20 protein-coding genes are annotated in these 22,236 nt (G+C 48.6%); 12 read left to right on the forward strand and 8 right to left on the reverse strand.

Annotated elements, in window-relative coordinates; genetic code table 11:
* From A1OO_RS17185 to A1OO_RS17200, 4 genes are all read right to left on the reverse strand, one after another.
* Nucleotides 1-795: DUF3483 domain-containing protein (locus tag A1OO_RS17185; protein ID WP_017003811.1), on the reverse strand; the 795-nt coding region annotated here is incomplete at its 3' end.
* A 20-nt stretch (nucleotides 796-815) separates the two neighbouring features.
* Nucleotides 816-2,876 (reverse strand): NADH:flavin oxidoreductase, encoded by a 2,061-nt coding sequence (locus tag A1OO_RS17190; RefSeq protein ID WP_017003812.1) that lies wholly within the window; start codon nucleotides 2,874-2,876, stop codon nucleotides 816-818.
* 123 nt (nucleotides 2,877-2,999) lie between these two features.
* Entirely contained in the window at nucleotides 3,000-3,530 is a 531-nt protein-coding gene (locus tag A1OO_RS17195) for a DUF5943 domain-containing protein (protein ID WP_017003813.1), read from the reverse strand.
* A gap of 73 nt (nucleotides 3,531-3,603) precedes the next feature.
* Nucleotides 3,604-4,593 carry a dipeptidase gene (locus tag A1OO_RS17200; protein WP_017003814.1) on the reverse strand — a complete coding sequence of 330 codons (990 nt, stop codon included), beginning with the start codon at nucleotides 4,591-4,593 and terminating at the stop codon, nucleotides 3,604-3,606.
* Between the two features lie 207 nt (nucleotides 4,594-4,800).
* Between A1OO_RS17200 and A1OO_RS17205 the strand changes: the two genes are divergently transcribed.
* Nucleotides 4,801-5,925: a M14 family metallopeptidase gene (locus A1OO_RS17205; RefSeq protein WP_026023928.1), complete on the forward strand. Its 1,125-nt coding sequence runs from the start codon at nucleotides 4,801-4,803 to the stop codon at nucleotides 5,923-5,925.
* Between the two features lie 110 nt (nucleotides 5,926-6,035).
* Here A1OO_RS17205 and A1OO_RS17210 read toward each other — a convergent pair whose 3' ends face one another.
* Nucleotides 6,036-7,187, reverse strand: a complete 1,152-nt coding sequence (locus A1OO_RS17210; RefSeq protein WP_017003815.1) for a sterol desaturase family protein — start codon at nucleotides 7,185-7,187, stop codon at nucleotides 6,036-6,038.
* A gap of 183 nt (nucleotides 7,188-7,370) precedes the next feature.
* Nucleotides 7,371-9,101, reverse strand: a complete 1,731-nt coding sequence (locus A1OO_RS17215) for a formate--tetrahydrofolate ligase (RefSeq protein WP_017003816.1) — start codon at nucleotides 9,099-9,101, stop codon at nucleotides 7,371-7,373.
* Nucleotides 9,102-9,446: 345 nt separating this feature from the next.
* Between A1OO_RS17215 and A1OO_RS17220 the strand changes: the two genes are divergently transcribed.
* The 3 genes from A1OO_RS17220 to A1OO_RS17230 all read left to right on the forward strand — a co-directional run bounded on the left by A1OO_RS17220 (nucleotide 9,447) and on the right by A1OO_RS17230 (nucleotide 11,051).
* Entirely contained in the window at nucleotides 9,447-10,088 is a 642-nt protein-coding gene (locus A1OO_RS17220) for an SGNH/GDSL hydrolase family protein (RefSeq protein WP_017003817.1), read from the forward strand.
* An 84-nt stretch (nucleotides 10,089-10,172) separates the two neighbouring features.
* Nucleotides 10,173-10,691, forward strand: coding sequence for a lipocalin family protein (locus A1OO_RS17225; RefSeq protein ID WP_017003818.1), 519 nt, complete (start codon nucleotides 10,173-10,175; stop codon nucleotides 10,689-10,691).
* A gap of 156 nt (nucleotides 10,692-10,847) precedes the next feature.
* Complete coding sequence (locus A1OO_RS17230) at nucleotides 10,848-11,051, forward strand: hypothetical protein (RefSeq protein WP_017003819.1); 204 nt, start codon at nucleotides 10,848-10,850, stop codon at nucleotides 11,049-11,051.
* Nucleotides 11,052-11,107: 56 nt separating this feature from the next.
* On the opposite strand, the gene A1OO_RS17235 is transcribed toward A1OO_RS17230, so the two are convergent.
* On the reverse strand, nucleotides 11,108-12,115 hold the full coding sequence (locus A1OO_RS17235) for a LysR family transcriptional regulator (protein WP_017003820.1): 1,008 nt from the start codon (nucleotides 12,113-12,115) through the stop codon (nucleotides 11,108-11,110).
* A 108-nt stretch (nucleotides 12,116-12,223) separates the two neighbouring features.
* Between A1OO_RS17235 and A1OO_RS17240 the strand changes: the two genes are divergently transcribed.
* Nucleotides 12,224-13,249, forward strand: coding sequence for a zinc-binding alcohol dehydrogenase family protein (locus tag A1OO_RS17240; protein WP_016959190.1), 1,026 nt, complete (start codon nucleotides 12,224-12,226; stop codon nucleotides 13,247-13,249).
* Nucleotides 13,250-13,303: 54 nt separating this feature from the next.
* Complete coding sequence (locus A1OO_RS17245; protein WP_016959189.1) at nucleotides 13,304-13,594, forward strand: putative quinol monooxygenase; 291 nt, start codon at nucleotides 13,304-13,306, stop codon at nucleotides 13,592-13,594.
* A gap of 169 nt (nucleotides 13,595-13,763) precedes the next feature.
* Here A1OO_RS17245 and A1OO_RS23900 read toward each other — a convergent pair whose 3' ends face one another.
* Nucleotides 13,764-13,889 (reverse strand): hypothetical protein, encoded by a 126-nt coding sequence (locus tag A1OO_RS23900; RefSeq protein ID WP_016959188.1) that lies wholly within the window; start codon nucleotides 13,887-13,889, stop codon nucleotides 13,764-13,766.
* Nucleotides 13,890-14,218: 329 nt separating this feature from the next.
* Between A1OO_RS23900 and A1OO_RS17250 the strand changes: the two genes are divergently transcribed.
* The 6 genes from A1OO_RS17250 to A1OO_RS17275 all read left to right on the forward strand — a co-directional run bounded on the left by A1OO_RS17250 (nucleotide 14,219) and on the right by A1OO_RS17275 (nucleotide 22,220).
* Nucleotides 14,219-15,094, forward strand: coding sequence for a DMT family transporter (locus A1OO_RS17250; RefSeq protein ID WP_017003821.1), 876 nt, complete (start codon nucleotides 14,219-14,221; stop codon nucleotides 15,092-15,094).
* 315 nt (nucleotides 15,095-15,409) lie between these two features.
* Nucleotides 15,410-16,939 (forward strand): putative basic amino acid antiporter YfcC, encoded by a 1,530-nt coding sequence (yfcC, locus tag A1OO_RS17255; protein WP_083248060.1) that lies wholly within the window; start codon nucleotides 15,410-15,412, stop codon nucleotides 16,937-16,939.
* Between the two features lie 81 nt (nucleotides 16,940-17,020).
* A complete protein-coding gene (locus tag A1OO_RS17260) occupies nucleotides 17,021-18,037 on the forward strand; it encodes a succinylglutamate desuccinylase/aspartoacylase family protein (RefSeq protein WP_026023930.1) in 1,017 nt (338 codons plus the stop codon).
* A gap of 206 nt (nucleotides 18,038-18,243) precedes the next feature.
* Nucleotides 18,244-19,761 (forward strand): O-antigen ligase family protein, encoded by a 1,518-nt coding sequence (locus tag A1OO_RS17265; protein WP_017003825.1) that lies wholly within the window; start codon nucleotides 18,244-18,246, stop codon nucleotides 19,759-19,761.
* A 13-nt stretch (nucleotides 19,762-19,774) separates the two neighbouring features.
* Nucleotides 19,775-21,607: a response regulator gene (locus A1OO_RS17270; protein WP_017003826.1), complete on the forward strand. Its 1,833-nt coding sequence runs from the start codon at nucleotides 19,775-19,777 to the stop codon at nucleotides 21,605-21,607.
* Nucleotides 21,608-21,896: 289 nt separating this feature from the next.
* Nucleotides 21,897-22,220 (forward strand): STAS domain-containing protein, encoded by a 324-nt coding sequence (locus A1OO_RS17275; RefSeq protein WP_016959182.1) that lies wholly within the window; start codon nucleotides 21,897-21,899, stop codon nucleotides 22,218-22,220.
* The last annotated feature ends 16 nt before the right edge of the window (nucleotides 22,221-22,236 follow it).

The raw sequence follows: 22,236 nt of genomic DNA on the forward strand, positions 1-22,236 counted from the left end.
TTTGGGGTTAAGCGGCTGGCCCGCGGCAAATGCTGGACATACTTTTTCGCAGCGCCCGCATTGCACACACGCATCAAAACCGAGTAATTGATTCCAATGAAAATCCGTCGGCTTTTCCACGCCTAGCGTGTTTTCATTGAGATCTATGGGTTTTAAGCCCGTCGAACGCCCACCGCCGAACCTGCCTTGCCGGCGATGAAACCCCAAGTGGAGTGCGCCAGCAAACGCATGTTTCATTGGGCCGCCCCACGTCATGCCAAATATCAGTTCAGCTAAACCGAGCAGCACGCCACCGAGCAACAGAACGGTGAGCACAATCGGCACATTACCGATACCAAGAAGCTGAATCAGTGCGATGCAAAGGCCTGACAATGAAAATGCTAACAAGCTATAGGGAAGACGATGCCAAACGCCCTTAGATAAATTTGCAGGCGGGTTATCTCGGCGTTTCTTCACCTGATAAGCGCCAATACTCATGACCGAGAATGTCACCGCCAACAAGCCATAGGTAAATGAAGAGTTGCCACCAAAAACATACACCACCAACATGGCAAGCACAGAGGCAACAAAACCACCTGCAGTGGCGACATGGGTATTAGCAAATTTTTTGTCTCGGGCCACCACATCATGCAAATCGTGCAGGTAGCGAGGAAGAATAGCTGCAATGCCTTTAAAGAATGGAACAGCGTTAGGGTCAGGCTTACCCTGACGCCACATTTTGACTCTTCTCGCTGCACCTATGGCTGCAAGCAAGATCGCAAGGAGAAGAAGAGGACCAATTAGCGCTGTGGACATATCGCTTCCCTCGCTAATGGCTATAGGTCTTTACACAGACGAAGCGCATCATAAATGGCTGCATGAATATTGCGTGGGGCGTTGCAATCTCCAAGTCGATAGAGCAAATACCCCTCCCCTTGTTCGGCGAACATAGGTTGAGGTTTGGCAGCATAAAGCGCTTCAAGATCGACTTGACCGTGATTTCGCGATCCCTCTTTGAACGCGTAATACAGGGCTTCATCGGGTCTTACGCCGTTTTCAATGACCACCTGATCCACCACGCGCTCTTCGCGCACACCCGTGTATTCATTTTCAAATCGGGCGATCAGCTTCTCGCCTTCTCTGTAGACCTGCTCCAACACAAGATCCGACGACATCACTACGTCGCGCGCATACAGGCTGCGGTAATAAGTCGGGAAGCTGGTTCCCCCCACCGCGACACCCGGTTTAATGTCATCCGTGACCATCTCAACTTGTGCGCCTTTGGCTGCCAGAAAATCTGCCACAGACATGCCACTGAATTCGCAAATGGTGTCATATACCACCACGTTTTCCCCCGGCGCAACCGCACCACTGAGAATGTCCCAACTGCTCACCACCAAGCCATCTTCCGCGCCCCATTCAGGGGTTTGATTTGTGAAGGGCGTGCCGCCGACAGCGAGCAACACCACATCGGGTGTTTCGGCCATGATCACGGCTTCATCTGCTGTCACGTCAAACACCAAGTTGACGCCAAGGCGGCGAAGTTCGAGATCAAACCAACGGGTAATGCCCGCGATTTGTTCCCGCTGTGGTGCTTGTGATGCGAGTGAAATCTGCCCCCCCAGCTCGCGGCTTTTCTCAAACAGCGTGACTTGATGACCACGCTCGGCACATACCCTTGCCGCTTCCATTCCCGCAGGACCGCCACCAACGACGACGACTTTTCGAATTGGGCCATCGGTTTTAGTGATGATGTGCGGCATGGTTTGCTCGCGAGAGGTCGCGGCGTTTTGAATGCACAGCACATCAATGCCTTGATACTGTCTGTCGATGCAGTAATTCGCGCCAACACACTGACGAATTTGGTCTGTCTGTCCCAGCTTCACTTTGGTGATGAGATGCGGGTCGGCAATGTGTGCGCGAGTCATGCCGACAAAATCAATCAATCCGCTTTCTAATGCGCGCGCCGCTTGCACGGGATCTTTGATGTTTTGCGCATGCATCACGGGCACATTGACCACGCTGCGAATGCCTGCCGCCAAATGGATAAACGGTTCTGGCGGATAGGTCATATTAGGAATGACATTCGCTAACGTATTGTGCGTATCACAGCCTGAGCCAACGATGCTGAAAAAGTCGATCAGACCGAGGCTGTTGTAATACGCCGCGATCTCTTTCATGTCATCTTGATCAAGGCCATCTGGGTGGAACTCATCCCCTGTCATACGAATGCCAACCGCGAAATCCGGCCCCACCTCTTCACGCACCGCTTTGAGTACTTCCACGCCAAAACGCATCCGGTTTTCAAAACTGCCGCCCCACTCATCGGTGCGTCGGTTAACGCGCGGACTCCAAAATTGATCAACCAGATGTTGGTGCGCAAAAGAGAGTTCAACGCCATCCAAACCGCCGTCTTGGGCGCGTTTGGTCGCTTTGGCGAAATCACCAATGATGCGCCAAATTTCTTCTGGTTCGATAGTCTTACAGGTGGCGCGGTGAACCGGTTCACGAATGCCACTTGGGCTCATCAACGACGGCCAATTGCCGCCATCCCAACGAGAACGACGCCCCATGTGGGTAATTTGAATCATGATATGCGCGCCATGTTTATGCATGGCATCGGCAAGATTTTGTAGGTGCGGGATCACTTCGTCGGAGGCCATATTGACTGACTTCCACCAGCCTTGCGGGCTGTCGATTGAGACCGGACTCGAGCCGCCACAAACACACAGCCCTATGCCGCCTTTGGCTTTTTCTTCGTAATACTGAATGTAGCGCTCAGTCGGCATGCCATTTTCGGTCGCATATACCTCGGCATGCGCCGTGCTGATCACGCGGTTTCTGATCATCAGCTTGTTAATCGCAAGCGGCTGAAAAATGGCATCGAACTGAGACATGATATTTCCTTATGTTCGTTTTAGATCCTGGGTCCTGCAAAAATTCAAAGCCCATGTTTGCTGCGTCAAGCTCTTGCTTTCCCTAGGATCTAGGGCCTGCTCTTAACTCTCAACGCTTGACGCTTAAACAGGCTTCACGTCAAACAACCCAAATTCGTAGCCCTCTTCCGAGCCACTTTGACGTTGAACAGCATGCGTTTTGAGCGGGAAGCCCACGCTTTCGGTGACCTGATCCATCGCGCCTGCAAACCACCCCGTGAACATGTAATCCACTTTGCGATTGACCTTGCCGTAGTAATACACAAACGCAGAGTTTTCGAGTCGCACTCGCGCTGTGCCTTGAGACACATCAAGGTGCTCGATAAAAAACTGCCCCCAACCACGTTGAGAAAGGCGTTTCATGTAATGATCAAACACTTCAGCGCCGGAAATGCTGTGGGTTTCACCTTCTTGCTCACACCAAAAATAGGCCGATTTATAGCCTGCTTTGTAGAGCAAATCAGCATAGACATCCGCACCTAACGCTTCTTCTACCGCAGCATGGTTATTGATGAAAAAATGGCGCGGCACGTACAACATGGGTAACCCATCTGTACGCCAAACGCCGGTTTCGTCGTCAACCTGAATCGGTAATTCCGGTGGATGTTGGCTCATGAATGTTTCCTCAGCTTTCACTATTAATCTCGATCAAATCACTTAGCAACAATCGAACGCTTACACGCAGGTGCTATTCGCCCCACACGTCTTTCAATACATTGACCCAATTTCCGCCCATGATTTTCTGCACCTTGCTTGCAGGCCAGCCGTTATCAAGCAGCGCTTGGGTTAAGTTCGGGAAATCCCCGATGGTGCGCATACCTTTGGGGTTAATGATCTCGCCAAAGCGTGTCAGCCTGCGTGCATAGCCTTTGTCATGGGTGATCCATTCAAAAAATGCCTGATCGTGACCCTGCGTAAAATCCGTACCAATACCGACACTGTCTTCCCCCACAATGTTGACGATGTAATCAATGGCCTCGACATAATCTTCGATGGTGGAGTTGATGCCGTTTTTAAGGAAAGGCGCGAACATGGTGACGCCAACAAAGCCGCCGTGATCAGCAATGAATTTCAGTTCAGCGTCAGATTTATTGCGCGGGTGATCTTTTAGCCCTAAAGGCAAGCAGTGGGAATAACAGACAGGTTTCTTGGATTCCAAAATCACTTCTTCAGAGGTTTTGGGACCAACATGGGAAAGGTCACACATCACGCCCACACGATTCATTTCCGCTACCACTTCACGCCCATAACCCGACAAACCGCCATCACGTTCATAGCAGCCAGTGCCAACGAGGTTTTGGGTGTTGTAGGCCATTTGCGCGATGCCAACGCCCAGCTTTTTGAAAATCTCGATGTAGCCCAGTTGGTCTTCAAATGCATGCACATTTTGAAAGCCCAGCATGATGCCGGTTTTGCCTTCTTCTTTGGCACGTAAGATATCTTGTGTGGTGTGAACAGGGCGAATAAGGTCGTTGTTGTCACGAAGCAGCTGATTGAATTCGACGATATTGTCGATGGTGGCCTGAAAATCTTCCCACACCGACACGGTGCAGTTAGCAACGGTGAGTCCACCCTTTGCCATGTCTTCAAACAGCGCCCTGTCCCACTTGGCAATGATGAGGCCATCAATAATGATGGAATCGCGATGAAGTACAGCGGCAGCGTTATTGTCGGACATGAAGGCTTCCTTGTGAGTATTCCCTTTTCTATGACTTTCACGTTAACCAACAACCTTCAAACTCGGCGGTGCGATTGCGACAGCTTGTTGCGGGTTTGCGTCAGAGGGGGAATTGCCCCCACGCATATCGGGGGTGATTGCAGGTTTAGGACGCCGAAAACTGTGATAATCTTACTGACTGTTCACACAAAAACGTCACATTCAAAAATGAAAATATTCAGCAACTTCGAAAGCGGAAATATTCACATCGTTAAAGCCGATACGCCTAACGATATTCAGCTCACCATTCCTGCGGATAACCAAACCGAGATATCCCAGTGGTTCCACTTTCGACTAGAAAGTACGTCGCAAGAACAGCATGATTTCAAAATTCTGAACTTAGCAAAATCGGCTTACCCAGAAGGGTGGAAAGACTACGATGTTGTCGCGTCTTATGATCGCAATGAGTGGTTCCGTATTCCTGCCGAGTTTGATGGCGACACCCTGCGCTTTTCTGTTATCCCAGAAAGTGGCTCCATGTACTTTGCCTACTTCGCGCCATACTCTTACGACCGTCATCAAGACTTACTGCACAGTGCGCAATCTCACTATGCGTGCGAACTTGAAACCCTTGGCACCACGCTTGATGGCAACGACATCAGTCTGTTGACCATCGGTGAGCCAGCAGAAGGCAAGAAGAACATTTGGGTGATTGGTCGTCAGCATCCGGGCGAAACCATGGCGGAATGGTTCATTGAAGGGCTGCTGTTGCGCCTGCTTGATGAAACCGACACCGTGGGCAAAACCCTGATCGACAACGCGGTGATCCGCGTGGTACCGAACATGAACCCAGATGGCAGCATTCGCGGTCACCTGCGTCACAACGCGATTGGCGTAAACCTCAACCGCGAGTGGCAAACACCGTCGGTCGAGCGCAGCCCTGAAGTGTTTTACGTTCGCGAGCGCATGCTAGAAACGGGGGTTGATATGTTCTTGGACATTCACGGTGATGAAGCCATTCCGTATAACTTTGTCGCGGGCAGTGAAGGCATCCCTTCTTATAACGAAGAATTGGCGGCGCTCGAAGATCACTTCAAGCAAGCCCTGCTGACCATCACCCCTGAGTTCCAAGACGAATTCGGTTACCCGAAAAGTGCACCGGGTACGGCCAACCTCACTGTGGGTTCAAACTGGGTAGCAGAACAATTCAAATGTTTAGCTTACACCGTTGAAATGCCATTTAAAGATCACATCAGCCACGCTGACGCGCTGTATGGCTGGTCTCCTGCCCGCAGTGCGGCATTCGGTAACGACATGTTGGCAGCCATTTTGGCAACACACAGCAAACTGTAATGTCAGTTGCTTTGGTGACTGACGGGTAGACTCGCACAGACTCAAATCAAAAAGCCCAAACGCAGAGTTTGGGCTTTTTTTTGACGCTTTGTGAATCAACGTGAATCTTGCTATTTGTTCTTTTTCCACGCTGTAATGGGATACAAGATCTGTCCCAGAATACTTTTCGGCAATGGCTTGGTCGTGCCGTAATTCGCAGGCCAATGTTTACCCGGCATGTGCATGGTGCCGAACAGCCAATCAAACACCACCAAATGCGCACTGTAGTTGGTATCAATCGCCGGCTTTTCTGAACTATGGTGCCAATGATGAAACTGTGGCGTCACGAATATGTATTTCAGCACACCAAAATGCAGACGCGTATTGCAGTGGATCAACACTGCTTGCAGCGCAGCGAATGCAACGTAAGCATTCAAGGCGGTTTCCGATGGGCCAAGCAAATACAGCGGCACCATGACCATTGCGCGTTCTGAAAACACCTGCAGAAAATGACCACGTGAACCTGCCAACCAATCGAGATTTTCCACCGAGTGATGCACCGCATGCACAGGCCAAAGCACTTTCACTTCGTGAAACAGACGATGCTCCCAGTACAACACAAAATCAGCGGCAATCAGAATCAACACAAACTGAACAAACACAGGTAACGATTGGATGGTTTCTTGAAACGAAGCACTCACCGCCCAGCTAAAGTGGCTCACATGGTAGTTGGCATAAATCAAGATGGCGGAAATCGCGAGATGGTTGAAGCAGAAATAGAGAAAATCCGTCTCCCACTCTTTGCGTAAAATCACCTGATTCTTGTATTTCGGATACAGCTTTTCCAGCGTCACAAACACCACCGCAGAGCCCAAAAACGCAAGGATTAACCAATCGACACCCAGCGACAACGCTTTCGGTTCAACGGGGCCAACAGGCACGGTGTACCCGCCTAACGCGAAAGCGATCAGGGTCAATGTTATCCCTATACACCCTAGCCTGCGGCGCTTTTTCAAAAGGTGCGTCATTGCCCCAAAGAACAAGGAAAAGTACATGCCGTATTTCAGAATGTGTTGCAGGCTTTCGGCGTCATAGGTTTTGCGTAGTTCGGTGGTAGTGAGATAAGAAGGAAACAGATAGGCCAGCACCGCAAGCAATGACAATGCACCGAGCATGACTGACAAATAGCCGCTGATTTTGCCATCGCCAATACGTAACTGGCGTTGTGCATCAAGCGCAACCTGTCGTTGCTGATAGTGATATGAAGGGTCCTGCTTGGCCATGTCTCTGTCCTTTTTTTGTGTCTGTGCTCCGTGTGTGGAACCAAGACTACGACAGATCCCGCCCGCCGTTAATACCGCTGTTCAAAGTAACAAAAAGCGCCACGAAAGGTGGCGCTATCTGTGACTTTTTAGCGTGAGCTACTCGAATCGCAGCTTACAGGCTAAGTATTGGCGTTGGGAGCGCTAGAACAAGCCCACAATTTCACCGTTATCATCCAAGGAGATACTCAGCGCCGCGGGTTGTTTCGGCAAGCCAGGCATGGTCATCACATCACCACAAATCGCGACCACAAAACCAGCCCCTGCCATCAAATGCAATTCACGCACGGGCAGAACATGTTCCGTCGGTGCGCCCAGCATGTGAGGATCTGCGGTAAAGCTGTAAGGCGTTTTCGCGATACACACAGGCAGATGACCAAAACCTTGTTGATGAATTTCATCCAACTGTTTTTGCGCGGCAATGTTGAATTGCACATCCGATGCGCCATATAAGCGCGTGGCAATGGTGCGGATTTTCTCGTCAATCGGCATCGCATCTTCGTAGAGAAACTTCACCTCTGGCGAGCCGCTGTCCAAAATCGCTTTAACGCCTTCTGCGACGGCTTTGGCACCCGCACTGCCTTCCGCCCAGTGATACGCTTCTTCCACTTTCGCACCTAATCCTAAACAGACTTCTTTAATCACCGTCAGTTCTTCGTCGGTGTCTGTTGGGAATCGGTTAATCGCCACCAGCGGGTTTAAGCCAAACTGCTGCATGTTTTCGATATGACGAACGAGGTTTTCTGCACCCTTGGTGACGGCCTCGACATTTGGCGCATCAAGATCGCCTTTGCCGATACCACCCTGCATTTTCAAAGCACGTACAGTACACACCAATACCGCAGCATCGGGTTTTAGACCTGACAATCGACACTTAATATCGATGAATTTTTCAGCCCCCAGATCCGCACCAAAGCCGGCTTCTGTGACCACGACATCGGTTAAACCGAGCGCGGTGCGTGTCGCCATCACCGAGTTACAACCATGAGCAATATTGGCGAACGGACCGCCGTGGATCAACGCTGGATTATGCTCCAGAGTTTGGATTAAATTCGGTTGAATGGCTTCTTTGAGCAGCACCGTCATTGCGCCATCAGCGCCTAGCTCGCGTGCCGTGACTGTCTTGTTGTCACGGTTGCGCCCGATGATGATATTTCCGAGTCGGCGCTGGAGATCTTTTCTATCATCAGCAAGACAAAGGATCGCCATGATTTCTGACGCGACAGTAATATCAAAACCAGATTCACGTGGCTGACCATGAGCAGGCCCACCCAAACCAACCAAGGTATGGCGAAGTGCGCGATCATTCATGTCCATGACACGACGCCACGAAATACGACGTGAATCCAGATTAAGCTCGTTGCCCCAGTGAATATGATTATCAATCAGCGCAGCCAGCAAGTTATGGGCAGAAGTAATGGCATGAAAATCCCCCGTGAAGTGCAGGTTCAAATCTTCCATTGGGATAGCTTGTGCACGCCCACCACCTGCCGCGCCGCCTTTTACGCCAAAACATGGCCCAAGTGACGGTTCACGCAAGCAAACACTGGCGCTCACGCCAATCGCATTCAATGCGTCGGTTAACCCGATACTGGTGGTGGTTTTTCCTTCACCAGCAGGTGTCGGTGTAATCGCGGTCACTAATACCAGCTTGCCTTGCTTTTTACTGGTATCAAGCTGCGCCAAATCCAGTTTGGCTTTGTAATGTCCATAAGGAATCAGCGCGTGTGCAGCGACGCCAAGTTTACGCTGAGCCACTTCGAAGATGGGCCAAGGTTTTACTGCTCGCGCGATTTCAATATCCGGTGCGCCCGGAGGAGGTAACACTGTCATAGTTAATTCTGCCAGTACTGCATTATTATGATTATTGGTCATTTGTACTCGAACTGCTTGTGAGTATGGGCTGTTTGCCCGTACTCGATATTCTTCATTTGCGACACTTTCTAATCTTTTTGCTCTCCTGAAGCGCGAAAAACCAGTCATCTCAAGATGCGTGTTCAGCGAGAGCTTGCGGGTGCCTAAGTAGACAGTAAGCGTGAGGAAATTGGCTTGATGCGGGTCAATGAAAAAGAAAGGATAGCGTCACTATTTCAACAATAACCGTCAGTTACTTGGGTATATCCGTTGAATATTATCTTGTGACGGTATTTACTCTTGAATGGGCGATATTCTAAATGCTTCGCTTTATACCCAAGTACTTTTAAACGGAGAAAAAACGCTATGCCACGGATCCTATGCTTCGGTGATTCAAACACTTGGGGATACAACCCTTCCAATGGCGAGCGATGGCCTGATGGCGTTCGCTGGACATCACGACTTCAACAACACCTCAATGACGAATCGCAAAAGCCAACGGCGTGGACACTGATTGAAGAAGGCCTTAACGGACGCACCACCATGTGGAATGACGTGCTCAAACCTCACCGTGACGGCAGCGCGGCCTTGCCAATGGTCTTGCTGACCCATCGCCCGCTGGATTGGGTTGTCATCATGCTTGGCACGAATGATCTCAAATCTCAATACCCATCAGAGCCAGCATGGATAGCAGAAGGCGTTCGAAAGTTAGTGGGTCAGGTTCGCGAAACCGACAATGCAGGACAAACTGCACCGCAGATCCTTATCGTTTCTCCCGCGCCCATGCATGACGCCAATAAATGGGCGTCTGGTTTTATCAATGGGAGAGAGAAATCACTGCAACTAGCGTCTTACTTCCACACCGTTGCAGAAGAAGAAGGCTGCTATTTCCTAGACGCAGGTCAAGTATGTGAAGCCTCACCGATAGACGGTTTACACATAGATGCGCAAGGCCATGCAGCATTGGCAGCATTCATTTATGAAGCGCTGGAAGGGTTAACCGACTGATCCTGAAAATGTTCGCCACCTTAATATTAGATTAAGCCCGTATTGGCTAACACCGGAATGCTCACACACAACACAAGAAGAAAAATGATGATTCGAACCCTTTTCGCCGTACTTTCATTGCTGCTACTCACTGCTTGCCAATCCGTTCCCGACGGCGTGACGCCTGTGACGGGGTTCGACGAACAACGCTATCTTGGCAAATGGTATGAAGTAGCTCGTCTCGATCACAGCTTCGAGCGTGGTCTAAGCAATGTCACCGCCGAATACTCAGTGCGAGAAGATGGGGGTATCCGTGTGTTAAACCGTGGTTTTAACACAGAAGATCAAGAATGGTCTGACGCAGAAGGGCGAGCGTATTTCGTGGATGAGCGCGATACCGCGCATTTGGAAGTCTCTTTCTTTGGTCCTTTCTTTTCATCCTACGTGGTGTTCGAACTGGGTGAAGACTACGACTACGCATTCGTGTCAGGTTACAACACAAACTACCTCTGGCTGTTAGCTCGCACGCCCACCGTTTCTGACGCACTACTGGCAGAATTCTTAACCATTGCAGAGGAAAAAGGGTTTAACATCAACGAGATTATCTTCCCCGTTCAAGAGTAATACAGACTGAGCCTAATCACTTTCAACGAGAGATTGGGCTCAACTTCCCGCTTTTTGATTAAATATTCTGCAAACTCAGTCGCCCTTAAACAAAGGACTAAACTTCATCCTTCCTTTCTGCTTAAATAGCCCGATATTAATAAGATAATCAATAATATGCCGATAACGACTGATACCCCTGCAATGCGAGATACACTTGCTCGCCTGAACCAAGATGCTATTGCCTCCATTGACACCAACGGAGAATGCAAGATTAAGGTCAACGATCTGTCTACCCTGCTTTCTGCTTACAAAATTGAGCTGAACAAAAACCGGGGCTTAAAAAAAGCAATGGGAAACGCAGCCAAGGCTGACGCTTAAGTTTCACTAAGCCTTGAACCGGATGGCTGATGAAGCTTCGGTGACTCAGCCGACCCTTAGATCAGATCTTTCTTATCCAATATCCCTTTTTCAACCAATTGATTGAGCAATGCTCTGCACTTCTCTTGCAGCATGTCCCGCAGCAATCTGGCGGCGGGCGTGATCGATTGACGGCTAGGAAAGAGCAACCAAAGTTCCGATGGCTCAGGCGGAATCTCTAAATCTAAGCTGATAACTCTGCCGGCTAGAAGATCCGCAGCCATATCAAGTGATGACTTGGATGCCAAGCCTTTCCCTGAGACACACCAGCGCCTGACTAAATCAGCATCATTTGAGGCGCGATCCCCCCTCACCTTGATTTTTTGCTCACGCTCGCCATCTGAAAACACCCACACGTCATGCAATACGTCATTCAACTGATAGAGCAAAGCATTGTATTGCTGCAATTTTTGCAGCGGAACGGTGACTCGATTTCCCCTGTTTCCGCAGTTCACGCTTCCGCTTTGCGCTGCGCTATCCACTAGATCACCCTCTAAGAGACCGCTATCCATAAGGTAATCCTGAGTGGCACAGAGAACGCGGGGAACGTTGCAGATCTTAAAACCATACACGTTTGCATCCGTTGGCGAGCCATATCGCAACGCCATATCAACCGAATCACGGTAGAAATCAATGTTGCTGTCGCTGATACTCGCTCGCAATCTCACGTCTGGGTGCGTATCCATAAATTCATCAAGCCAAGGGAGGATCACGTTGCGCCCTAAATCTGATGACAGCGCAATACGCACTTCACCATCGACAATGTCGAGGTCTTCTTTCACATTTTGCTTGGCTTGCGCCAGCATCAACAACGCCTGTTCACATTGAGGAAGATAGCGCTCCCCAGCATTAGAAAGGCGCAACTGCCTTGTCGTCCGGATAAAAAGCTCAACACCAAGGACGCTTTCCACACGCTTAACCGCCGCACTGGCGGTTGCCACACGCATATCCAATTGTGTCGCCGCGGCAGTAATGCTACGACACTCGGCCACTTTAAGGATGACTTGCAGATCTTCAATCAACATATTGTCAAAAATAATTTGATAATCATTCAATTATTATGCTGTTTATTACAAACCAATCAACACCTATTCTCTCTTCAACGCACAACATTGTGGATTCGGAGATAAAGCATGAAAGCGATTGGATACTTAAACTCACTGCCTATTACTGATACAGAGTCATTGCTTGATATCGAGCTACCACAGCCTATCGCGACTGGCCATGATCTTTTGGTGAAAATCAAAGCCATTGCGGTTAATCCTGTGGATTACAAAATTCGCCAGAACATGGCGTCTGAAAATGGCGAGTACAAAGTGATTGGCTGGGATGCAGTGGGCGAAGTGATCGCAACCGGAGATGAGGTTAGCAAATTTCAAGCTGGCGACATCGTTTACTATGCAGGCGCATTGGGCCGTCAGGGCAGCAACGCAGAATACCAACTGGTCGATGAGCGCATCGTTGGACATAAACCGAAAAGCTTATCCGACTCCGAAGCAGCGGCACTGCCACTCACAACCATTACCGCATATGAACTTTTGTTCGATCATCTAGCATTGGCGCAGCAAGATCCAGAATCCAAAGAGAAATCAGGCGATGTCCTTTTGGTTGTTGGTGCGGCAGGTGGTGTAGGTTCTATCTTAGTGCAGCTTGCAAAACAGCTTACTGGCGCAACCATCATTGCAACCGCATCACGTGAAAGCTCGCAAGCTTGGGTGACCAAACTGGGTGCGGATCATGTGGTTGACCACACCAAACCGCTTCAGACTCAAATCGATGCATTGGACGTTGGCCAAGTCACCCATGTTGCCAGTTTGAACTGCACCGAAGACTATTTTGATACCTATACGGAACTGCTTGCCCCGTTTGGCAAGATTGCACTGATTGACGACCCAAAGACAATGAACATTCACAAAATCAAACCAAAGAGTTTATCGCTGCATTGGGAGTTCATGTTTGCTCGCTCGATGTTTGAAGCAAAAGATATGGATAAGCAAGGCCAGTTGTTAAATCGCGTGGCGGAGTTGGTTGATTTGGGCCACATTCAAACCACCGCAGGCAAACATCTGGGCAAAATCAACGCAGGCAACCTGCGTCAAGCCCATGAAGAATTAGAGTCCGGACGCTCAATCGGCAAGATCGTATTGGAAGGGTTCTAATAAACCGAATACAGATTTACGCTGCTAACAGTCAAACTTAAAAAGGACAAGAACATGACCAAATTAACCATCGTCGCCAACATTATTGCTAACGAAGACAAGATTGAATTGGTGAAAACAGAGCTTTTGAAGCTGATTGAGATCACCCGCGGAGAAGAAGGCTGCTTGCAGTATGACTTGCACCAGGACAACGAGAACCAAGCACACTTCATGTTTTATGAAAACTGGGTAAACCGCGACCTTTGGCAAACACACATGAGCGCGCAACATCTTGCTGACTACTTAGCGGCAACAGACGGCGCTGTCGCGAGTTTCACTCTGAACGAAATGACCGTGATTGGCTGATTCTTTGGCCAACAATAACATGTACATATAAACGCACATTTTCAAGTAATCAAAGAGGGGCGACAGCCCCTCTTTACGCATCACGTTTTATACCCGTTAAATTGGTGATTTAGGCTTTCTTGACGTTGCCGGTTCCGCAATCGAATTACCGATATAAGCCCAATATTTATCAGTGACCACAGCCCATCATAGAAAAGCTTGGCATGTCCCAACTGTGTGTCCAATGCGTATCAAAAGCGTATGCAGTTCCCATCAAACCAAATAGAACCAAAGCGCCGATTGCCAATTTTTTCATTGCGTGTTCCTTTTTCTTATTATGCAAAAATCGGCGCTAGTATCGTTGTTTTCATTGGAATAAAAAGCCGATTTACGTAGCTTTACCTTGCTTTATGAATTAACAGGAAAAGGCATTGCGTGCGGGAGTCTGTCGACACAAATGTACGAGTTCTCTCTTTGGCTCCCCAACTTTTCTCGTTTAACCCAATCCACACTCATCACCAAATCACACCCATCACTTCAAGTCGTTAAATCTTTCTTAGGTTGTAGCGTTCCAACAGATACGTTCTAATCACTCTCTTGCACGTCGCATTCACGCTATTTGTCTTCGCCAAGGATTGCCAACTGATGTTAAAAAGCTCTATCCCTTTTATATTCGTATTGCTCTGGAGTACAGGTTTTGTTGGCGCAAAATTTGGCCTGCTGGACTCGAACGCTGCCACGTTTCTCTTGATTCGTATGGTGCTAAATGTGCTGGTGTTCTTGGTTATTCTGGCCGTGATGAGACCGATGATGCCCAGAGGAAAGCTGCTTGTTCATGCGCTGGTGTCCGGATTCTTGATTCACGGGTTCTACTTAGGTGGCGTATTCGCCGCCATTCAATTAGGGATGCCTGCGGGCTTGTCATCCTTGCTGGTAGGGTTTCAGCCTATTCTCACTGCGGTGATTGTCGTGAATACCTCGGCGGAAAGACTCAGCTTCTCGCAATGGCTAGGGCTTGTTGCAGGCATCGTTGGGATTGCTTTTGTCGTACAAGGGAAAATGAGCTGGGGTATGGATGCGCAACCGCTTTATGCCTACATATTCATTGGCTCTGCACTGCTTGGTATTACCTTCGGCACCTTGTACCAAAAACGCTTTTGTCAGGGTATGAACTTGGTGGCCTCGGCCATGTGGCAATATGTCGCGGCAGCTGTCGTATTCTTACCTGTCGTTTGGTTCGTCCAAGGTTTCCAGGTGACATGGACACTCACTTTTACTCTGACGATGATTTGGTCCGTGCTCGTGCTTTCCGTTGTGGCTGTCTTGTTGTATCTCTATATGGTCGGTCAAGGTGCGGCATCCAAAGTCACGTCATACATTTACCTTGTTCCGCCGCTGGCAGCCATCCAAGGCTGGCTGTTTTTTGATGAAGCGTTTTCCGGCGCGACATTGATCGGCTTTGCCTGTTGTGCGCTGGCGGTGTATTTGGTGATGAAAGCGCCGAAGCTCTCCTTTCGATAATCTAATTTCAATGAATACTGGCTGAGGGCACGTTTCTCTCAGTCAGTATCTTGTTCAGGTTTTCCCATTGTCTTGCCTAGTCGAGCCATTCTTTTCTACTTTCTTTCTCTTTTTCTCTTTTTCTCTTTTTCTCTTTTTCTTTATGCATTGTCGCAACTCATCTATCACACCGCTCAATCCTTAATCAGTCATACTCTCTGCTTTTTGAGCGAAAATAAGGATTAGTGAATTACCTCTCCGCAACAAATGAAATGCTTTGACTTTTTATTCGGATTTAACGACATTTTATGCCCCTTTTATTTTGAGAATGATGGAATGTCTCAAACACATGTTCAAACCCAAGATGGGGTGTCTGATCACAAAAAATGGCAAATGCCTGACACCCTAATTTTGATTTTTATCGTTGGCCTTTTCGCTGCTGCAATGACGTATCTGATCCCTGTGGGTCAGTTTGACAGCCAGCAAATTTCCTTCATGGTCGACGGCGCTGAAAAAACACGCACCGTGATCAACCCTGAGTCTTTTCGTTTGGTCACTGACGAAAACGGAGATTCAGTTTACAACCAAGTACAATTCTTCGCATCGGGCGGTGGTATTGGCTTGATGAATTTCCCGTTTGAAGGTCTGGTTTCAGGCTCAAAATGGGGTTCAGCGATTGGCGTGATCATGTTCATGCTGATCATCGGGGGTGCGTTTGGCATTGTCATGCGCACAGGTACCATTGATAACGGTATCTTGAAGCTCATCGACAAGACCAAAGGCAGTGAAGCGCTGTTTATTCCTGTGCTATTTTCGCTGTTCTCACTTGGCGGTGCCGTATTCGGCATGGGAGAAGAAGCCGTCGCGTTTGCCATTATCATTGCGCCATTAATGGTTCGTCTTGGCTATGATGGCATCACGACGGTGATGGTCACGTATGTCGCCACGCAGGTGGGATTTGCTACCTCGTGGATGAACCCATTCTCGGTGGCTATCGCACAAGGCATTGCAGGTGTTCCTGTACTGTCAGGCATGTCATTTCGCATGACGATGTGGGCAGGCTTCACCCTCATTGGTATTGCCTTTACCATGATGTATGCCGCCAAAATCAAAGCCAACCCGAAAGCTTCCTACAGTTTCGAATCTGATGCGTATTTGAAAGACAAAGCACAAGAAGATAACGAAGCGCGTTGGGGCTTTGGCGACACGTTAGTGATCCTGACAGTGATTGCGACCACCATCTGGGTTGTCTGGGGTGTGGTCATGCATGCATGGTACATTCCTGAAATCGCATCCCAGTTCTTCACCATGGGCTTCGTGGTCGCCATTATCGCTATCCTTTTTAAGCTCAACAACATGCGCTTTAATGATGTGGCTGACGCATTCAAAGAAGGCGCTGGTATCATGCTCGCACCGGCTTTACTGGTTGGCTTCGCTAAGGGCGTGTTACTGCTTCTTGGTGGCGGTTCAGACGACCCCAGCGTGCTAAACACGATTTTGCACAATGCCGGGGGCGCAATCAGTGAATTGCCTTCTGCAGCGGCGGCTTGGTTGATGTATGTGTTCCAGTCTGTGTTCAACTTCTTTGTGACCTCAGGATCTGGGCAAGCAGCACTCACCATGCCTTTACTGGCTCCGTTGTCCGACATTGCAGGCGTAACACGCCAAGTCGCGGTACTGGCCTTCCAATTGGGCGATGGTTTTACCAACATTATTGTGCCGACGTCGGCATCTTTGATGGCGACACTGGGTGTATGTCGTATTGATTGGGGCAACTGGGCACGATTTGTTTGGCGCTTTATGCTGTTGCTTTTTACCATCGCAAGTGTCACGGTAATTGGCGCGCACATGATGGGCTTTGCCTAGCATCAACGCAGCATGCCCAAGGCAATAAATGAATAACAAGGGCGAGATAGACATCTCGCCTTTTTTTGACCTGAATAGAGTATGGCGACACGCAGTATGACAACAATTATTGAAGGTAATCAAATCGACGGGCTGGCCGTGATCAGCGCATTAGATGTCAATCAGCTAGACGCAGGACAACACAAATTCTGGTTCCGCGCAGCCACCAATGCATTAGGCCAATCGCAACACTTACCTGTCTGGGTATTTAAAGGCGAAAAAGCAGGCAAGAAGATTGTCATTACTGCGGGCGTTCATGGCGATGAATACAACGGTGTGTTGGCAGCGCAAGCCATTGCCCGAGAGCTGAAAAGCAAAGAAATCGCTGGCTGCATAACCATTATTCCAACACTGAATCTCTCCGGCCTGCTTAACCACAGCCGCGACTTTGATTCGTCTGATCCCGATGTATCCTGTGGCAATCTCAACCGCCACTTTCCGGGTAATGCTGACGGCAATGAGCCACAGCGTTTTCTTCATGCGATCTGGCACAACTTGATGAAGCCAAACGCGGAACTCGCGATCGACCTACATACCCAAACCACCGGCACCGTTTACCCGCTGTATGCGTTTGCAGATTTTCGCATTGCTGATGCTGTCAACATGGCGCGATTGATGAATCCTGATGCGATTTTGGACGACCCGGGTGACCCAGGCATATTGGAAACCGTGTGGAATGAAAGCAATATTCCAAGCATCACGGTTGAACTTGGCGTGGGCCGTTATACCGACACTGTTATGGTCGCGCGGGCAGTCGATGGCGCAATGAATATTTTCAAGCATTATAATCTGCTTGATGAAATGCCTCAGGCGATAACCCCCGCCATTGAAAGTGCGCGCGTCACCAGTCTTCGTGCCATTCAAGGTGGCTTTATTTTGCCGCAAGTTTCACTGATGCAGCATGTAGAAACCGATCAACTCCTTGCCGTTCAATACGACAGCTTTGGTGAAGAAGTACATCAGTATCGCGCGCCTGAATCAGCAGTGGTACTCAGCCACAATGTGGAATCTATGCGTGCTGCGGGCGCGTTGGTGATTCGTCTCATTCATCCGCAATAAGTTACGCCAATTCGGAAAATCCCCCATGTTCGTTTAGTTTGTCGAATTGACAGTCAAAATAAGAAAACCGCGCCCTTGATGCGTGGTTTTCTTTTCTGTCTACATCTGTGAATTTATAATTAACTGATTTCATAGAATTAAATTTCAGATCAGTAAGTGGCACACTCTTTGCTGTAACCGTGTATGAATCACGAAGAGTGCGGGTAATGCAACTACTTGACTGGCTGAGCGAACAGCAAAACTTGCTGCTAACGCGAATGAAAACCCATTTTGTGCACGTCACAGCGATGTTTGTCGCTTTGTCTTGTGTGGTGTGGTTTATCATTCCTCATCCTGTCATCCCTATCGCCATTGGCCTTGTCCCGCTGGCCCTTCTGATCACCCTGTCTCAACCTGTTTTACTGGGTTTACTGTTCATTGCTTTTTCCTTCTTTCGCCTCCATGAAGCGTTCCCTCAACTGTATTCACTAAAAATTCCGCTGATGTTGTCTTTGGGCACACTGACCACATTGGCTTGGCACATCGGGCTTAGCGGTAAAATCAAGATGTTCCACAGCAAGGAACTTAACGCTTTTTACGTCTTTCTTGCGCTCGTCACTATCGGTATTCCGCTCTCTGGCAATATCGGTGAAGCCTTTGCTTACTACAAAAACACCTACGTCAAAATCGGCATCATGACCCCCGCTTTGGCGTGGTTGCTTTGTCATGCCAAGCACTATCGAAATGCGCTTGTTATGATCGTGGCGTCGGGCATGTCGGTCGCACTGGTCACCCTTTTTAACAAAATGAACGGCATTGGGATGGTGGAAGAAACGCGGGTGACCGTCGGTCGAGATATTGGCTCAGTATTAGGTGACCCTAACGATTTGGCGCTCGTACTTCTGTTCCCTTTTTCTTTTGCGGTCAGCATTGCTATCACAGACGGTCTACCTAAAAAAGCCCGCTTCTTGGGTTTACTGACAGCAATTGCGCTGTTTTCAGCCATTATCGCCACACAAAGCCGCGGCGGGATCTTAGGTATCCTCTCGGCACTCGGCACCATTGCATGGCGACGCGTCAAATCGAAAGCCTTGCTGTTTAGTGTCGGCGGTGTGCTGTGTTTTATTCTGTTTATCGCAGCAGGGATCAGTGGCCGTAAGTCTGGCGGTGCAGAAGAAGAAGGTTTAGACGAATCCGCAAAAGGCCGCCTGTATGCCTGGGAAGCTGCTTTCTTTATGGCCGTCGACAACCCTTTTTCAGGCGTAGGGTTGAACAATTTCTACTTCAATTATTTCTTCTATTCCCCACATTGGGATGGGCTTAACCATGCGGTTCACAGCACATGGTTCGGCGTATTAGGTGAAACCGGATTTTTGGGTTTGGCTGCGTTTTTAAGCATGACATTCATCGTGTTTCGCTCAGCGCAAAAAACGGTCTATCTCGTGACCCAAAAACCAAATGTGTACCCCCCGGTAGTGCGCTGTATTTCAGAAGGGCTATTTTCAGGCATGGTCGCATTTTGCGTATCAGGCACCTTTCTGACCCAAGGGTTTACTTGGCCTATCTACATTCTCGTCGCGCTTACCGCCTCAGTTGCACACTACGTCAAAACAACCGAAGCATCGCTGGTAGCGACAGGGGAACAAGACACAGAACCCAACACTGAAGGGAGCGACCCGACTGAGGTTCATCCATCAAACAATGAAACCCGCAGAAACAAATATTCAAAACCGAACCTGCGTTAAAGGAGTCTTTACTATGAAGCGTTTACCTCTTTGGCTTAAATACATTGCCTCTGTCCTCGTACTGACTGCCGGACTGAGTTATATGGCAGGTGAAGCGGCTCGTGGGTTTGAACGCAATTACCTCGAAAACCGCATGGACACACAGATCCGAGCGAATTTCTCTGCTCTCATTTCGGCGCTTTCAGACGATATTGTGACGCAGCAACCCGGCACACTAAATCAGAAGTTATTGCTGATGGCCGAACACTATCCCGATCTGTGTTATGTCTCCATTATCACAGACCAAGGCGTCGAAATTGGCCAATGGGGTGACAAGCCGCATGATGACAACCCGATGGCGCTAAATTTTGTCAATCCCGTCAGTGTAAAGGGCCAATACATAGGCTCTATGCAAATATCCATGAGCAAAAAACAGATGCTGCAGGACATTACGCAGCACGGTAATCAAATCCGTGGCTACGTGGCATTAACCCTGTTGCTGCTGAGTCTTCTGATATTTGCTGTTTCTCATTTTCTAATTTTCAGCCCACTTTCGCGTATTAACCGCCGCCTACTCGGTTTTGCAAAAACGAACGACTATCACTCGTCGGCACACGATGAAATTTCTCGATTGAACCAATGCGTGGAAGACTTGGACATTCACTTAAAAAGACAGCAAGAACGCGAAGCAGAATTAAAGCTCGCCCGAGAAGCCGCTGAAGCTGCAAATATTGCTAAATCACAATTCATTGCCACGATGAGTCATGAAATCCGTACTCCGATGAACGCTATTTTGGGTGCTATCGACATTTTGAACGAAGAAACGTTACCTGTGCATTGTAAACCTTTAACCAAAATGGCAAATGACGCTGCCAAATTGCTGCTTAGTCAGCTCAATGACATCCTCGATTACTCCAAAATTGATGTTGGTGCGCTTGAAGTCTTTAGCGAAGAATTTGACGTCGGCGCTTTAGGCAAAAACGTGATGTCGATGTTTGAAAAAAATGCCCGCGCTAAAAACATCGACATGGTTCTTGATGATCGCCTCAACCATCGATTCATTGCCGTCACTGACAAAGGGAAAATCAGCCAAATACTCACGAATCTAATCTGCAATGCGCTCAAGTTTACACAAGAAGGCGAAATCGAATTAACCATGAGTCATGTCTATCCCAAGGGCTTGAAATTACAAGTCTCTGATTCAGGCATCGGGATTGCACCCGCGTATCAAACCCTTATTTTCGAACCTTTCAAACAAAAGGACGCAACCTTTTCTCGTACCTATGGTGGTGTAGGCATGGGGCTGGCGATTTCAAAACGGTTGGTTGAGTTACTCGGTGGCGAACTCACACTAGAAAGCAGAGTGGGAGTCGGCAGCGTATTCACCATTACTCTGCCCTGTGAAATGCACTACCCAGAAGATGCTTTACAAGCAAGCACGAAACGCAAAGCGTTCAAAACGACCACAACAGAAAATGAAACCACTATATTGTTGGTCGAAGATAACCCCGCCAACCAACTCGTGGCACAGACTATGTTGGAAAACGCTGGATTCAAGGTATCAATAGCAAGCAACGGTAAAGAAGCGATTAAAGCCATCGAAAACGCACACTATGAAATCATTTTGATGGATTTACAGATGCCAGAAATGGACGGATTCACCGCATGTGAAGCTATTCGTGACCTCAATGAACAAGGACGTACCACGCCCATTCTCGCCATGACCGCGAATGTCAGCGCACAAGACAGAAACAAATGTCGCCAAGTAGGCATGGATGACTTCCTCGCCAAACCCGTCAACAAACAAACAATGATTGATGTCATCACCAACTGGACAGGGCGAAAACATATCAGTTTCAAGGCATAACGCGTGTCTTCGAGCATAACTAAGTGTCGCTTTCGAGAGTTTAAAACTATCTTTAAAAATGGACAGGTGTTTTTTTTTAGAGATACGAGCAAGTCACTAACATCATTGTGAGCCAAAGAGAATGAAATTGGGACATGCCAAAATGGCTTTTCCCAATTTCATTGTCAGAATGAGAAACTCCCTGTCCCCTCATGAACAAGTAAATATATCCTTATGTTTAATAAGAATAAAAATACTTGGCATGCATTTCGCTTAAGAACATGTGCTCATAACGGAGAGGCTATACAACATGCAAATCGAACGTATCCAACAACCTGATGACTCCCTTCTCATCCTCATTCAAGGGGACATGGATGCTCAAGGCTGTAGTGAGCTTCAACCTGAACTCGATGCGCTGGTAGGCGCAGATCCTTTATCTGATATCACGTTAAATCTCGGCCAAGTGGACTTTTTAGACAGTTCCGGCATTGGTGCCATTGTGTTCCTGTTTAAACGATTGAAAGCATGCGGAAAAACCTTGGCGCTTACCCATGTTCACGGTCAGCCTATGGAAATCATTCAACTGTTGCGCATTAACAGCGCAATTTCAGTTGAAGCGGCACCCGCTAGTTAATTGCACGCTGACCTGA

Origin of the sequence: Enterovibrio norvegicus FF-33 (genome assembly GCF_000286835.2) — a bacterium.
In the GTDB taxonomy this organism is placed as follows: Bacteria; Pseudomonadota; Gammaproteobacteria; order Enterobacterales; family Vibrionaceae; genus Enterovibrio; species Enterovibrio norvegicus_A.

Excerpts from the sequence above, each read along its gene's own strand:
- A1OO_RS17270 (WP_017003826.1), top strand. The coding sequence starts at position 19,775 with ATGAAGCGTTTACCTCTTTGGCTTAAATACATTGCCTCTGTCCTCGTA.
- A1OO_RS17275 (WP_016959182.1), top strand. The coding sequence starts at position 21,897 with ATGCAAATCGAACGTATCCAACAACCTGATGACTCCCTTCTCATCCTC.
- A1OO_RS17205 (WP_026023928.1), top strand. The coding sequence starts at position 4,801 with ATGAAAATATTCAGCAACTTCGAAAGCGGAAATATTCACATCGTTAAA.
- yfcC (WP_083248060.1), top strand. The coding sequence starts at position 15,410 with ATGTCTCAAACACATGTTCAAACCCAAGATGGGGTGTCTGATCACAAA.
- A1OO_RS17210 (WP_017003815.1), bottom strand. The coding sequence starts at position 7,187 with ATGGCCAAGCAGGACCCTTCATATCACTATCAGCAACGACAGGTTGCG.
- A1OO_RS17220 (WP_017003817.1), top strand. The coding sequence starts at position 9,447 with ATGCCACGGATCCTATGCTTCGGTGATTCAAACACTTGGGGATACAAC.
- A1OO_RS23900 (WP_016959188.1), bottom strand. The coding sequence starts at position 13,889 with ATGAAAAAATTGGCAATCGGCGCTTTGGTTCTATTTGGTTTGATGGGA.
- A1OO_RS17230 (WP_017003819.1), top strand. The coding sequence starts at position 10,848 with ATGCCGATAACGACTGATACCCCTGCAATGCGAGATACACTTGCTCGC.
- A1OO_RS17245 (WP_016959189.1), top strand. The coding sequence starts at position 13,304 with ATGACCAAATTAACCATCGTCGCCAACATTATTGCTAACGAAGACAAG.
- A1OO_RS17200 (WP_017003814.1), bottom strand. The coding sequence starts at position 4,593 with ATGTCCGACAATAACGCTGCCGCTGTACTTCATCGCGATTCCATCATT.
- A1OO_RS17235 (WP_017003820.1), bottom strand. The coding sequence starts at position 12,115 with ATGTTGATTGAAGATCTGCAAGTCATCCTTAAAGTGGCCGAGTGTCGT.
- A1OO_RS17190 (WP_017003812.1), bottom strand. The coding sequence starts at position 2,876 with ATGTCTCAGTTCGATGCCATTTTTCAGCCGCTTGCGATTAACAAGCTG.
- A1OO_RS17195 (WP_017003813.1), bottom strand. The coding sequence starts at position 3,530 with ATGAGCCAACATCCACCGGAATTACCGATTCAGGTTGACGACGAAACC.
- A1OO_RS17260 (WP_026023930.1), top strand. The coding sequence starts at position 17,021 with ATGGCGACACGCAGTATGACAACAATTATTGAAGGTAATCAAATCGAC.
- A1OO_RS17250 (WP_017003821.1), top strand. The coding sequence starts at position 14,219 with ATGTTAAAAAGCTCTATCCCTTTTATATTCGTATTGCTCTGGAGTACA.
- A1OO_RS17265 (WP_017003825.1), top strand. The coding sequence starts at position 18,244 with ATGCAACTACTTGACTGGCTGAGCGAACAGCAAAACTTGCTGCTAACG.
- A1OO_RS17215 (WP_017003816.1), bottom strand. The coding sequence starts at position 9,101 with ATGACCAATAATCATAATAATGCAGTACTGGCAGAATTAACTATGACA.
- A1OO_RS17225 (WP_017003818.1), top strand. The coding sequence starts at position 10,173 with ATGATGATTCGAACCCTTTTCGCCGTACTTTCATTGCTGCTACTCACT.
- A1OO_RS17240 (WP_016959190.1), top strand. The coding sequence starts at position 12,224 with ATGAAAGCGATTGGATACTTAAACTCACTGCCTATTACTGATACAGAG.